The sequence below is a fragment of the Cyclobacteriaceae bacterium genome (genome assembly GCA_025808415.1).
GTDB lineage: Bacteria > Bacteroidota > Bacteroidia > Cytophagales > Cyclobacteriaceae > UBA2336.
On sequence record CP075525.1, the window covers coordinates 587,934 to 601,489 of the forward strand.

A 13,556-nucleotide genomic window follows, 5' to 3' on the forward strand; every position below is an offset into this window, starting at 1 on the left:
GGGCCGCGATTTCTTTTTTCTACCTCACAACTGTTAGCGAAAACAGCGTTCCATTTCTTTGGAATATCTGCCCAGTAGGAATTAGATTTGTTCATGGCTTCAGCTTTCGATCAAATCGTTTCAACTCGGTATCACATCTATAACAGTCTTTTCCTGAACCTGCCGTTCAGTAAAATATACCGAACGGGCACGCTATTGCCCTTTGTTCAGCAATACGCAGAAGAGGGATTTGAAAAGCGTAAAGATCCGCAGGAAATTATGGAAAATTTTTTTGCCGACTTTGCCCCAAAAGCCTCCCCTGAAGAAAGGTTCGATTTGTTGTTCAGCTTCATCCAATATGCCGAACGTCAAGTGGTGCTTTTTGATTCCATAGAAGATGCTGCCTTTGACAAAGTAAACGACCTGCATGGGAAAGGTACAGTATCTGCCTTGTTGGTACGTGCAGCGTCTGATGAGAAAAAGGAAAAGCTTAGAAAGAAACTTGAAGAATTTAGTGTGCGGGTGGTGTTAACGGCACATCCCACGCAGTTTTATCCCGGCAACGTGCTGGCGATAATCAACGACCTTGAAGAAGCCATCCGTGAAGATGATCTTGCCGGTATAAACCAATTGCTGCAGCAACTTGGTAAAACCCCCATTATTAACCGGGAGAAACCTACGCCCTTCGAAGAAGCGGTAAGTTTGTGCTGGTACCTGGAAAATGTTTTCTATCATGCCGCGCCCCAAATTGTGAGCCGATTGCTCAGGGAATTGCAGGTGCCCGTTACCGCGTGGAAAAACTTCAATTTATTCCGCATTGGGTTTTGGCCGGGTGGCGATCGTGACGGGAACCCATTTGTAACACACGATATTACATTGAAGGTAGCGGCTAGGTTAAGAGAAACTATTCTCAAATGCTATCACCGTGATCTTCGCATGCTCAGGCGCAGGTTAACCTTCCGTGGTGTTGATAACCTTATTGTGGAGGCAGAACGTAAAGTGTATGAAGCCATTTATGTTGACGGTAAGGGATACCAGCAAGCTGATGAGCTTTTGACAGACTTGTTTCGCATTCGGGAAACAATTGAAGCAGACCATGAGGGATTGTTCCTCAACCAGCTCGATGCATTTATTGTGAAAGTAAGCATGTTCGGATTCTTTTTTGCCAGCATGGATATCCGCCAGGACAGCCGTAAGAACCAACTGGCATGGGACGAATTGCTGAGGATAAACAAGGTAAAGCATGTTGATTCGCTTTCGGAAGAACAGAAGATCAAACTCATTCTCAAGACCAAGATTGATCTGCGGAAAGCCAACGTGAAAGACCCTTTTGTGCGTGAGCTGATTGATTCAGTATTTAGTATTGAAAAAATCCAAAATCAAAATGGGACACAAGGTTGCCACCGTTACGTAATCAGCAACTGCGGCAGCGCACGCGATGTAATCAATGTGTTTCAATTAGCCCGGTTGGCCATCGGCACCAAACAAGGATTGGCGCTTGACATTGTGCCGTTGTTTGAAACCATTGATGATCTGAAGCATGCAGGAGAGGTGATGGAGACCTTGTACGCCATACCCGAGTACCAAAAACATTTACAGAAACGCGGAAGCCGGCAGACGATTATGCTTGGCTTTTCAGACGGCACGAAGGATGGTGGCTACCTACGCGCCAACTGGTCCATCTTTCGGGCGAAAGAGAACCTCACCCGTATTTCGCGCAAACATGGTATAACGGTTTTATTTTTTGATGGAAGAGGAGGGCCACCCGCACGCGGAGGAGGAAATACGCATGATTTTTATGCTTCATTAGGAAGCTCCATTGAAGATCATGAAGTGCAACTTACCGTTCAGGGGCAAACCATCAGCTCAAATTTCGGCAAAGTTACTTCCTGCAGGTTTAACCTTGAACAATTGCTTTCGGCTGGCATTGAGCAGGATGTATTCGGTGAAGAGTCGGGGGACCTCACGGCAGAAGACAAGGCCTTGTTGGATTCATTTGCTGATGCCGGCTACCGGTCATACCTCGGGTTGAAACTGCACGAGAAATTTGTGCCCTACCTTGAAAAAATTACACCGCTATCGTTTTTTGGGGAAACCAACATCGGGTCGCGGCCGGTAAAACGAAATGCATCGGATGGATTGAAGTTTGAAGACCTTAGGGCCATACCTTTTGTAGGTGCGTGGGCACAAATGAAGCAGAACATCCCCGGGTTTTATGGCGTGGGCTCAGCGCTGGAGGAAATGAAAAGCCAGGGCCAGTTCACTAAACTGAAAAATCTATACAGGCGTTCGTTGTTCTTCCGCACCTTGCTGGCCAATAGTATGATGTCGCTTACCAAAACGTATTACCCGGCCACCCGGTACCTTTCCAACGATGAGGAGTTCGGTGCATTCTGGAACCTGATGTTCGATGAGTTTGAGCGTTCGCGCAAGCGCGTATTGGAGGTAGCCTCATTGGATGAGTTGATGGAAAACAACCCCGTAAACCGTGCATCGGTAAAACTGCGCGAGCGCATTGTAATGCCATTGATTGTTATGCAACAATTTGCGTTACAACGGTTAAGGAGCGGTGCGGATAAAAAATATACCGCACACTATCAAAAGCTGGTGCTGCGTTGCATGTTTGGAATTATAAATGCCGCGCGAAATTCAGCATGATTGGAAGAACAGCTTAAAAAATTAAGTCAGTCATGCTCATTTATACAGAATGCTTTTATTAAGGTCAAATCCTTTTTCCACGCATTACCCGGATTGGGGAGCCTTCGGCCAGAAATACAGAAACCGGTTTTTCAGTTGAAAGGAATGCAAACTCTTCACCGTATACACCGGCAAAGTCAACATTAACGGTATAGTTTTTAACAGGATAAATTTCCCACTGAGGATGCTCAACCTGGTATTCGGAGGTTTTATACGGGTTGATTTTCGTGTACCCCCAGTAATGTTCTGTAATAAATTCTGCCTCACTACCGGTTTCCAAAGGAACGGATTTTGTCTGCGCCTGTACGGCAAAAGTATTCCAGGTTGATTTTTTCCAACGGTATTCAACATGCAGTGTATCGCCTTCTGTTTTCCACTTGTGCTGCATGGGCATAGTCTCGTAATGCTCACCATACAGCGTATTGGCTACAAACGTTAAGGCATGTTTGGGAACAATTTCCTTTATAAATACCACGCCCCGTTTCCATTCATCCTGGTCACGATAGCGTACATAAAAACGAAGGTTTACTTCTTCAAAGTTGACGTGAAGGGGAACTTTGATACCCAACACACGGGTATTCAGAAACATGAACCCAACCAGGCTAACATAACAGGTATTGTTCCATACATCCAGCGCTGTTTTGGCGGGCATGAATGGCAAGAGCAACTCCGGCCTTACCGCATAATTAGCCATGGCCAGCTTTCGCCATTCGGCCTTAAGGAAGGTTGAAGCCGCCATGTGCTTTTTACTGAAGTCGGCTGGAAACAAAATCCCAGTCCACTGTACTCCACCAATTATTTATATACTCGTTGCGTTTATTCTGGTACTTTAAATAGTAGGCGTGCTCCCAAACGTCAATGGCCAATAACGGGGTTCCTTTAAAATCGCTGATGTCCATCAGGGGGTTGTCTTGATTTGGCGTGGAGCCAATTTTTAGTACCCCATTATCGTTTACCAACCAGGCCCAGCCTGATCCGAAGCGTGTTATCGCGGCCGTAGTAAATTGTTCTTTGAATTTTTCAAATGACTCAAAACTTCCGTTGAAGGCATCAGCCAGTTTACCGGAAGGTATGCCGCCTCCGCCCGGCTTCATTACCTGCCAAAAGAAATTATGGTTCCAGGCACCGCCACCATTGTTACGTGCTTTAGCGGAAAGCTTTGAGGTGTTGGCAAAAAACTCAGCTTCCGTACCGAAGGATATTTTTTCTTCGGCAATCGCATCGTTTACATTTTTTATGTAAGCAGCATGGTGCTTATTGTAGTGAATGTCCATAGTGGTGGCATCAATGCTCGGTTCCAATGCAGCATAATCGTAAGGCAGTTTTATTTGGGCAAATGCTAAGGAGGCATTTGCTGTAGTGTTATTTTCTGCTGCTTCTTCAGCAGTTTTGTTTGAACAGCTTGTTGTGATAATGGCCGGCATACCAATAGAGGTTAGTACGGTTGCTTTTATGGTGGTTTGAACGAATTTCCTGCGGTTGGTTTTTTTCATGGCAATTTCATTTAGTGAGTGCAAAGCCCCGGTTGGGGAATTTAAGGCGGAAGTAAATTTACCTAAAAATCCTTAGCTTGCAGATGGTCTTAACACCAACGGTATGAGCGAAATACTTTATGATGAAGTTCCTTCCCTTGACCTGGCCGATTTTACCAGCGGGGATGAAGCGAAGAAGAAAAAATTTGTAGCCGATTTAGGCGCAGCCTATAATAATATCGGTTTTGTAGCTATAAAAAATCATTACCTCACCGATGACTTATCGGCTAAACTTTACGATGTGATCAAAGGGTTTTTTGCCTTGCCCGATCAGGTTAAGCAGAAGTATGAAATTCCGGGTTTGGCCGGCCAGCGGGGTTATATCGGAAAAGGTAAGGAGCATGCCAAAGGCCGTAATACAGGTGATTTAAAAGAATTTTATCACATTGGTCAGGAGGTTGAGGACGATGACCCGATCAAGAAGGAATACCCGGCAAACGTTTGGCCTGATGAACTACCCGAGTTTAAGGCGATTGGGTTAGAAGTTTATCGCAGGTTGGAGAAAACCGGAGTGCACATGCTGCGCGCAATTGCGTTGTACCTGGGCTTGCCTGAAAATTATTTTGATGCGAAGGTCCGTCATGGTAATAGTATTCTGCGCCCTATCCATTATTTCCCTATTGAAAACCCGGATGCCGTGCCTGCTGATGCCGTTCGGGCTGCGGAACATGGCGATATAAACCTGATCACCTTGCTGATGGGCGCCAGTGCGGATGGGTTACAAGTGTTACGAAGAGATGGAAAGTGGATTCCGATTACGGCTTTACCTGAACAATTGGTGGTGAATGTTGGTGATATGCTGGAGCGCCACACCAATAAGAAGTTGAAATCTACAATTCATCGTGTGGTCAACCCCCCGAAAGAAAAGATGAATACCCCCCGGTACTCAATACCTTTCTTCATGCATCCGCGTAGCGAAATGAACTTGGCTGCTTTGCCCGGCTGTGTGGATGCTGAGCATCCAAAACTGTGGCCTGATATTACGGCTGGTGAATTTTTGGATGAGCGTTTGGCTGAAATTGGTTTGAAGAAAAAATAACCTTCAGGAGCGCTTGATCAGGCGGGTCCGATATTACATATTTCTGAAAGACGTGCTTTGGCTTGCCCTTACCACATTTGGCGGCCCTCAGGCGCACCTCGGGCACTTTCAAAAAATTTTAGTCAAAAAGCGCAACTACCTTTCTTCTTCCGATTTGATGGAGTTGAACTCACTTTGCCAGGTTTTACCTGGCCCCAGTTCAACACAAACACTTACCGCAATCGGTTTTAAGATTGGTGGCCCCAACCTCGCTTACCTTACTTTGCTGGTTTGGGTTTTACCATCGGTATTGTTTATGGCGTTTGCCGGCATTTTCCTTTCGGATATCCAGGAGAAGGATTTATCGTTGGAGTTCACCCGATTTATACAGCCAATTGCAGTGGGTTTTGTAAGCTATGCAGCGTATAGTATCAGTTTAAAAACAATTCATACAAAAACTGGTGGTATTATTATGGTTGTGGCCGCGCTGGTTTCCTACTTTATTCAAACACCCTTTGTGTTTCCTGCTATTTTACTGGTGGCGGGCCTTGTAACAGCTTTGAAGTTTAAAAATCAGCCTAAAGAAATTAAGAAGAAAATTGAAATCCAGTGGTCTAATTTTCTTTTGTGGATTGGTGTGCTGGTTTTGGCTGCTGTATTGGGTGGAATTACCAAGGCTCGTCCTGTTTTGTTGTTTGAAAATTTCTATCGTAACGGAAGTCTTATTTTTGGAGGAGGCCAGGCCCTAACCCCCTTATTGTATACTGAATTTGTAAAGAAGGAATCTGAACCTAGAAGACGCGTTGAGTTTAGAAAAAAGGAATACCTGAATCATGATGAGTTTTTGTCGGGCTATGCGGTAGCACAATCTTTACCGGGCCCCGTATTTTCATTCAGTGCATTTATTGGATCGCTCTCTATGCGTGAATATGGCTTTGGTGGTGAGCTTATTGGTGCGCTAATGTCGGCAGCAGGAATATTTTTGCCGGGAACATTTTTGATATTTTTTGTAATACGCTTTTGGGATAGCCTGAAAAAGTACCGGGCTGTCCGTGCATCGCTGGAAGGGTTAACAGCTGCCAGCGCTGGGCTGGTGGCTGCGGCAGCTATTATTTTATTTCAGCCTCTTGACAATACGTTTATGAATTTTGCTTTTACGATTGGCACTTTTGGCATACTCGCCTTTACACGAATACCATCGCCTGTCATAATCATTTGCGGATTCTTATTGGGGTTTATACTTTAAAATAAGGTCAACTCAAGTAATGCTAAAAAAGAAGAGCCCCGCTTGTTGGCGGGGCTCTGAATATTTCTAATTACTTGAAAATGTATTAACCTAATTTAAACGTAATAGGAACAACATAGCGTTGGCGAACGGGCTTACCACGTTGCTTACCGGGGTTCCAAGGGGGCGCACTTTGCACCACGCGAACAGCTTCTTCATCGCAACCGGCACCAATGCCTTTAATCGCTTTAACATCCGTAATGGAGCCATCGCGGTTAATAACGAACTCTACGAAAACTTTTCCTTCAATGCCCATCCTGCGTGCCTGTGCCGGGTATTTCATTTTATCGGCCACATATTTATAAAAAGCACCCATTCCTCCTTTCGGGGTAGCGGTTTCTTCCACTACCAAAAAGATTTGATCAACGTCTTCTTTTTCTTCAACCGGTGCAATAACGATTTCTTCGACCTTTGTATTCTCCGTTACCTCAACGTCAAACTCAACCTTTATTTCTTCTTTGATTTCTTCTTCGTTAGGTACTTCGATGATTTGGGGTTGCTGGATTTTTGGTGGTGGTGGCGGTGGCTGTTCCGTAGGCGGCACCTCTAATATTTCTTCAACGATATTTTGGTTTTTGGCCAGGTTTTTTGCGTCAGAGTCATCCTTTACCCCATACTCAAAAGCCATTACCACAATAAGCAGGGTTATCACCAATCCAATGTTGAAAAACAACCAGGATTTGTTTGTTAAATCTGCTTTTTCTGTCTTTTTCGGTTCCATAGGTTCAACGTTTGGCAATAGAATCCCAAATATAGGAAAAGGTCACAATCCGGAAATAAAAAAATGTTATTTGCGGCTTCCGTAGAATAACGTGATGAAAAGCGTGGGATAAACGGCATATTTTTTTGCCGAGGGCATAAGCTCTATTTCTTTGGCGTAAGCATCCAGCAGCGCACCTACTTCAAAACCGACTACAGAGCTCTTAATCGCACCTGTTTCAAAATTAAGGGCTGCTTTGGCATTTCCGCCCAAAGCCATGGTTGAATTGCCCAGGCCTTCAAAAAGACGGCCGGTTCCCCAAATCTGATCGGGAGGGATGCCCAGGTTATATTGTGCCCGGAATGTGAGGAAACCACTGTCGGGAGAATATTCGACAAAATACGGGGCCACTACACCCAAACTAGGCCCGGCCGCGAAAACAGCTTTTATCTCTACGCCCTGATAAGGTGCCTTTTTGTACATAATAATGTCACGGCCATATTGTAACCTGAAGGCATAGAGGTAGTTGCTTTTTCCGAAAATGAAAAAATTTCCGGTAATAATGGAATTACGCCTTACTTCCTGCGGGTGCTTCACATTCATAATTTCTAATCCGAATGTTTCCAGCACACGATCATTAAGTTTTCGCGCCTTTTTAAAGGTAAACCCCCCAATAAGGCCACCAGAAGTGTTTTTGTTGATTCCCCAGGTAAATTCTGACTGGTACTCGTAGCTATCCTGGGTCTGCCCATAAGCTGCAAAGCAAATAACAAAGAGCAATAAGGTTATACTGTTTGTTTTCCGGGGCTCGCGCATCTTAACCAAAACTTTTTGAAATACCTTTAAGCTTTAAAGTAACGCAAAATACAAATATAAGGTATTAGCCATGACAACATTAACTACAGTATATCAGGGAGGTTTACGCACACAATCTATCCACACCCGGTCGGGCAATGTGTTGGTAACAGATGCCCCCGTTGATAATAACGGCAAGGGCGAGGCCTTTAGTCCTACCGACCTGGTTTGTACGGCACTTAGTACCTGCATGCTAACCACCATGGGCATTTGGGCGGCCCGCGAAGGTGTGGATATTTCAGGTATGCACACGGAGGTCCTCAAAATAATGAGTGCCAATCCACGAAAAATAGCTGAGATAAAAGTGAAGCTTTCACAGCGGGACCTTGTGGCAACTGCGGACCAAAAAGAAAAGCTAAAGGACATTGCCCTACACTGCCCGGTAGCCCTTAGCCTGCACGATTCTGTTAAGCAGACGGTTGAATTTGACTTTTAAGTTTCTTTGATGGCAGAGTAGTTGATACTCGTGTGCGATGCATGATAAATTGCATTACCATTCTGGATGATCAATACCTGGGGTGATTCATGCTCCACGTTGAATTTTTCGGCAATCGCGTTAGAGATTTGGCGATAACTTAGCAAGTCGAGAAAATAAGGTTTTACAGTTTGCATCTCATCTTCTTTCCAGTTGCGTTCCAGTCGGTCGAGCATAGCGCGGCTGGTTGAACACCGGGTGCTGTGTTTGAAGATCAGGATTTTTTGTTCTGTTGATTCGTGACGGATCTCATCCAGTTGTTGCAGATCAGTCAGTTTTGTCCATTGCATAAATTTTGAATTAATCGTACCACAGGCCTTGCTCCCGCTTATCGTAGCGCGGCTTCTGAATTTTTTCTTTCAGGTGTTCGGGCTGGGTATCGCTTTTCTTAAACAAACGTGCCCAGAATAGTTTAAAGTTCGTGAGCATGTTTTTTTCTTCCTTCACATTGTTTTGGTTGGTTTTTACAAACTGGGCATCGGGGTGCAATTTTTTCTGCGCGAACAGTTCGTACTTTTTCATTTTAATGTTGCCCTGGTAATCGGTGACTTTGGCGAAGGCTTTTCCGGGTTCCCTTACTTTTAAGGCATCTTCATCGCTGCTGGGGTTACGCACGTAACGCCAATCCATTTTTATACCACGCGCATATTCACTTGCTTTAATTGATGATTTAGATGGACTGATTCCCGGCAATGATCCATCGGCAGCATGAGGTTTTTTATCATAATCTTTTTCCTTCACTTTAACTTGAAGGCCATCAATTTTATAAGTGGATTCACCGGGTCGTTTTTTCTTCAAAGCCAATTCATCGGCATTGGGGTTACGCACATAATTTTTCTTAAATCGCGATAAGCGCGTATAGCCCGTAAAGGTTTCGCCCTGGTCGCGCATGTCGGGATGAAGGTCAAACTCCATCAATTTGCCCGGGAAGCCTCCAATATCTTTGTTAGGTTCTTTTTTCTTCACCTTAACGGTTCCGCCAAAAGCGGCCATGCGTTCGTCATTTTTGCCGGGTGGGTACATACCTGGAATAGGCTGTTCTTTATTGTTCCATAGCTTTCCGCTAATGCTTCCACCACCTTTTTGCGGTGCTTTGCCTTTCAGGTTTCCGGAATAGGCGGCCATACGTTCATCCTCTTTTCCGGGAGGGCGACCCTGAATAGGCTGACCTTTATTGTTCCATAGCTTTCCGCTGATGCTTCCACCACCTTTTTGCGGAGCCTTGCCTTTCAGGTTTCCGGAAAAGGCAGCCATACGCTCATCCTCTTTTCCGGGGGACCGACCCTGTATCGGTTGTTCTTTGTTGTTCCATAGTTTGCCGCTAACACTGCCGCCACCTTTAACAGGTTTATGGGCCTTTATGTGTCCGCTGTATCCGGCACCGGCATCTTCAAAACTTTTCCTGAAACGAAGGTTGCCCTGGTATGAAGCCATCTGCTCATCAGCTTTGCCGGGGGCACGACCAAGCACTGGCTGTCCTTTGTTGTTCCATGACTTCCCGCTAACGCTCCCACCACCTTTCAAGGGTTTGTGGGCCTTTATGTTGCCGGTATAATCAGAGCCCACATCATCAAACCCTTTCCTGAACCGGATGTTGCCCTGGTACGTGTCAGCACCTTTTGCTCCCGCACCTGGTGTTCGGCCTTGAATAGCCTGACCCTGGTTGTTCCAACTTTTACCACTCACACTTCCGCCACCTTTTAATGGTCTTCGGGCCTTTATGCTGCCACTATAACCTGCACCTTGTGTATCAAATGATTTTCGAAAGCGAATATTTCCCTGATAGGTATCAACGCCTCTTGCTCCAATTCCCGGAGCGCGTCCTGGCAAGGGTGCTTTACCGGTCCTGCGTTCGCCCGGCTGTGTGGCGGATTGGTACCCACCACCGGGCATCATGCCTTTAAAGGGTTTGTCACCATAGCCAGGCCTTCGGCTACGGGATAACATTACTGCGCCTTCTGTGCCCGGTTTACTCGAAAAATTTCGCCCTCGGATTCGCCTGCCGGAAATGTCACCTTTCCATGCCCTCGATGTTGAAGTAGCCGTGCGATAACTTCCTGCAGCCGGACCTTTGTAAGGCCTGTCGCCAACTCCCTTTCTGCCATAATATGGTGAAGTGGTCGGTCGCATTACTTTTTGTGGAGGGGTTTGATAATTTATCGTGCGCAGTCTTCTGCCGGATATGTCGCGTGTGTAAGGGCGCTCGCCCTTTTGCTTGCGGTTCCAAAAGCCTGCATATGGGTTAATACTTTTTCGGGATAGGTAAGGTCGTGATGCTGTTGCAGGCACTACGCGTTTACGATCGGGTGGCTGCGGCTGGCTACCCATCTTTTTTAATTTGGCCAATTGAGGGGCGTTCGATACGGGTCGTTCTACGGGCTGTGGCTTTCGGGAAGGGTTATTTACGTACTTATTGAATTGCGGATAAACGTTCCGGGTTTTACCGGTTGCCGAACGAACCTGTACGCGCTGCCGCTCTACGGCTCGCCACTTCAGTTGAGGATCTTTCTCTGAAGGACCTTTTTGGCCCATGTATCTTCCGCTTTGCGGGTAAACATTGCGCGCCTCATTCGACTGTGAACGGGTGGCGGGAATTCTTCGTCCGGTAATATCGCCCTTCCATGCACGTTCTTTCCCTTGAGGTGATTTTGCCCGATATAATGGGTTAACAGGTCTTCCTGCTTTTTCTCCCTTTTTAGTTGCGCTGGCGGCTCTTGACTTTCCTTGCGGACTCACACGCTTGCCAACACCTTTTGATTTGCTCTTTGATGGTTTTGATTTAAACCGGGTTTCGCGTGATGGTTTCGAGGGTTGATCACCTTTCGTGTTTTGTGAAAAAGAAGGAGTATTCAGTATAAATAGGAATAACACCACGCCTATGATTATAAGCCTGAATGAGGGGGTGGCGGTATGCTGCTTTAAAAGGCTCAAAAAATGCCGCTGAAACGTGCTAAGATAGTAAAAATCAGGTAGTAGAGGTCAGGTTAAGGATTTCTCAATCACCATTTAAAACGCCAATAATGCTGTTAGCTTGTTTTTTAAACGGCCTTTGGGCAGAAAATTTTGTTCAAGTGTTGGTGCAAAAGGAATGGCTGTGTCGAGGCTAGCCACGCGCATCACGGGCGCATCCAGGTATTGGAAGTAGTGCTCGTTAATCCATGCACTGATTTCCGCACCGATACCACCGGTTAGGGTGTCTTCATGAAGGATGAGTACACGATTGGTTTTCTTTACGGTTTGTTGTACGGCTTCTTTATCCCATGGCAGTAGTGTACGCAGGTCGAGTACATCCGCTTGAACTTCGGGCATGCTTTCCAGTAGTTCTTTTGCCCAGTGTACGCCCATGCCGTAAGTGATAATGGAAACATCACTGCCTTCGCTTACCAACTTAGCCTTTCCGATTTCAACGGTATAGTAATCATCGGGTACCATTTCTTTGATGGAACGGTACAACAATTTGTGTTCAAAATACATTACCGGGTTTGGATCTTCGATTGAGGCGCAGAGCAATCCTTTTGCATCATAGGGGTTGGAAGGATAAACCACTTTTAAACCGGGGGTGTGAAAAAACCAGGCTTCGTTGCTTTGCGAATGAAACGGTCCCGCTGCGGTGCCGGCACCGGTGGGCATGCGCACTACCACATCGGCATTTTGTCCCCATCGCCAATGAGCCTTGGCCAGGTTGTTTACAATTTGTGTGATGCCTTCCGACACGAAATCGGCAAACTGCATTTCTACCATGGCCTTCATGCCTTTAATGGAAAGACCAAGTCCGGCACCCAAAATAGCCGACTCACATATGGGTGTGTTGCGCACACGCGCTTTGCCAAATTGTTTCACAAAGCCATCGGTAATTTTAAACACACCACCGTAGTCGGCAATGTCTTGTCCCATCAACACCAGGTTTGAGTGGCGCTCCATGCTTTGCCGAAGTCCATCGCTTATGGCATCAATAAATCTTTTCTCGGAAGTTTTCTCGGAGGGCGATGCAATGGTTGGTGTAAACGGAGCATACACATCATTTGTTTCTGTTTCTGTGTTTGCTTCCGGATGTGTTTCGGCAAAAGCTGTTTCCAGTCCGGCTTCAATTTCTTTTTTTATTTTTTTTCGGATGGTATCGGTTTCTTTTTGATCGAGTATACTTTCGGCCAACAGAAACTTTTCATAATTCTCTACCGGATCTTTCTTCGCCCAGGTGTCCATCAGTTCTTGCGGAACGTATTTCGTACCGGAGGCTTCTTCATGGCCACGCATCCGGAACGTTATGCACTCTAACAATACAGGCCTCGGATTTTTGCGAATGTCTTCAGCGATTTTTTTTACAGTAGAGTAGACTTCAAGAATGTTGTTACCATCTACCTGAACGCCCTCTATTCCATACCCGATAGCTTTATCGACAAAACTTTTACACCTGAATTGTTCGTTGCTGGGCGTGGACAATCCGTATCCATTATTTTCAATTACAAAAAGTACAGGAAGGTCCCACACGGCCGCAACATTCACTGCTTCGTGAAAGTCACCCTCGCTGGTTCCGCCATCGCCATTGAACACAGCGGTTACTTTCTTTTCCTTTTTCAGTTTTGTCGCCAAAGCAATGCCATCGGCAACACCATTTTGTGGCCCCAGGTGTGAGATCATGCCGACAATGTGATGTTCATTGGTGCCGAAATGAAAGGAGCGGTCGCGGCCTTTGGTGTAGCCCATCATGGTTCCTTGCCACTGCGCAAACAACCGTTCGAACGGCATGTTGCGCGAAGTGAAAACACCCAGGTTGCGGTGCATGGGTAAGATGTATTCATCTTTTTGGAGCGCTTCGGTTAGCCCTACCGCAATGGCTTCCTGGCCTATGCCACTAAACCATTTACTGATTTTGTTTTGCCGAAGCAGGATGAGCATTTTTTCTTCGATCAACCGTGGACGAAGAATAGCTTCATACAAAGATTTTAAAAGCGAATGAGAATAATCCTGATGCCTAAATTGCATAAACAAGCTAAATACACACAAATTTAACCGGG

11 protein-coding genes are annotated in these 13,556 nt (G+C 45.8%); 4 read left to right on the plus strand and 7 right to left on the minus strand.

The features are described 5' to 3' along the window. Positions 1 to 93 precede the first annotated feature (93 nt). Positions 94 to 2,637: a phosphoenolpyruvate carboxylase gene (locus KIT51_02725; GenBank protein UYN87208.1), complete on the plus strand. Its 2,544-nt coding sequence runs from the start codon at positions 94 to 96 to the stop codon at positions 2,635 to 2,637. A 64-nt stretch (positions 2,638 to 2,701) separates the two neighbouring features. Here KIT51_02725 and KIT51_02730 read toward each other — a convergent pair whose 3' ends face one another. Beyond that, positions 2,702 to 3,415: a DUF2071 domain-containing protein gene (locus KIT51_02730; protein UYN87209.1), complete on the minus strand. Its 714-nt coding sequence runs from the start codon at positions 3,413 to 3,415 to the stop codon at positions 2,702 to 2,704. Between the two features lie 7 nt (positions 3,416 to 3,422). Beyond that, entirely contained in the window at positions 3,423 to 4,169 is a 747-nt protein-coding gene (locus KIT51_02735; protein ID UYN87210.1) for a superoxide dismutase, read from the minus strand. 103 nt (positions 4,170 to 4,272) lie between these two features. Here KIT51_02735 and KIT51_02740 point away from each other — a divergent pair, with 103 nt between their 5' ends. Together KIT51_02740 and chrA are read left to right on the plus strand one after the other, a co-directional pair. Continuing rightward, entirely contained in the window at positions 4,273 to 5,247 is a 975-nt protein-coding gene (locus tag KIT51_02740; GenBank protein ID UYN87211.1) for an isopenicillin N synthase family oxygenase, read from the plus strand. Between the two features lie 13 nt (positions 5,248 to 5,260). After that, positions 5,261 to 6,472 carry a chromate efflux transporter gene (gene chrA / locus KIT51_02745; GenBank protein ID UYN87212.1) on the plus strand — a complete coding sequence of 404 codons (1,212 nt, stop codon included), beginning with the start codon at positions 5,261 to 5,263 and terminating at the stop codon, positions 6,470 to 6,472. An 85-nt stretch (positions 6,473 to 6,557) separates the two neighbouring features. Here the strand turns inward: chrA and KIT51_02750 are convergent, their stop codons facing one another. Then, on the minus strand, positions 6,558 to 7,232 hold the full coding sequence (locus KIT51_02750; GenBank protein UYN87213.1) for a TonB family protein: 675 nt from the start codon (positions 7,230 to 7,232) through the stop codon (positions 6,558 to 6,560). A gap of 66 nt (positions 7,233 to 7,298) precedes the next feature. Continuing rightward, positions 7,299 to 8,027 carry a hypothetical protein gene (locus KIT51_02755; protein UYN87214.1) on the minus strand — a complete coding sequence of 243 codons (729 nt, stop codon included), beginning with the start codon at positions 8,025 to 8,027 and terminating at the stop codon, positions 7,299 to 7,301. A gap of 70 nt (positions 8,028 to 8,097) precedes the next feature. Here KIT51_02755 and KIT51_02760 point away from each other — a divergent pair, with 70 nt between their 5' ends. Next, positions 8,098 to 8,502: an OsmC family protein gene (locus KIT51_02760; protein ID UYN87215.1), complete on the plus strand. Its 405-nt coding sequence runs from the start codon at positions 8,098 to 8,100 to the stop codon at positions 8,500 to 8,502. Here the strand turns inward: KIT51_02760 and ytxJ are convergent. From ytxJ to KIT51_02775, 3 genes are all read right to left on the minus strand, one after another. Further along, the gene (gene ytxJ, locus KIT51_02765) at positions 8,499 to 8,831 is read right to left on the minus strand and encodes a bacillithiol system redox-active protein YtxJ (GenBank protein UYN87216.1); all 333 of its coding nucleotides are present in this window, start codon (positions 8,829 to 8,831) and stop codon (positions 8,499 to 8,501) included. The genes KIT51_02760 and ytxJ overlap by 4 nt on opposite strands. 10 nt (positions 8,832 to 8,841) lie before the next feature. Then, positions 8,842 to 11,472 carry a hypothetical protein gene (locus KIT51_02770; GenBank protein ID UYN87217.1) on the minus strand — a complete coding sequence of 877 codons (2,631 nt, stop codon included), beginning with the start codon at positions 11,470 to 11,472 and terminating at the stop codon, positions 8,842 to 8,844. 75 nt (positions 11,473 to 11,547) lie between these two features. Further along, positions 11,548 to 13,524, minus strand: a complete 1,977-nt coding sequence (locus tag KIT51_02775) for a dehydrogenase E1 component subunit alpha/beta (GenBank protein ID UYN87218.1) — start codon at positions 13,522 to 13,524, stop codon at positions 11,548 to 11,550. Positions 13,525 to 13,556: the final 32 nt, after the last annotated feature.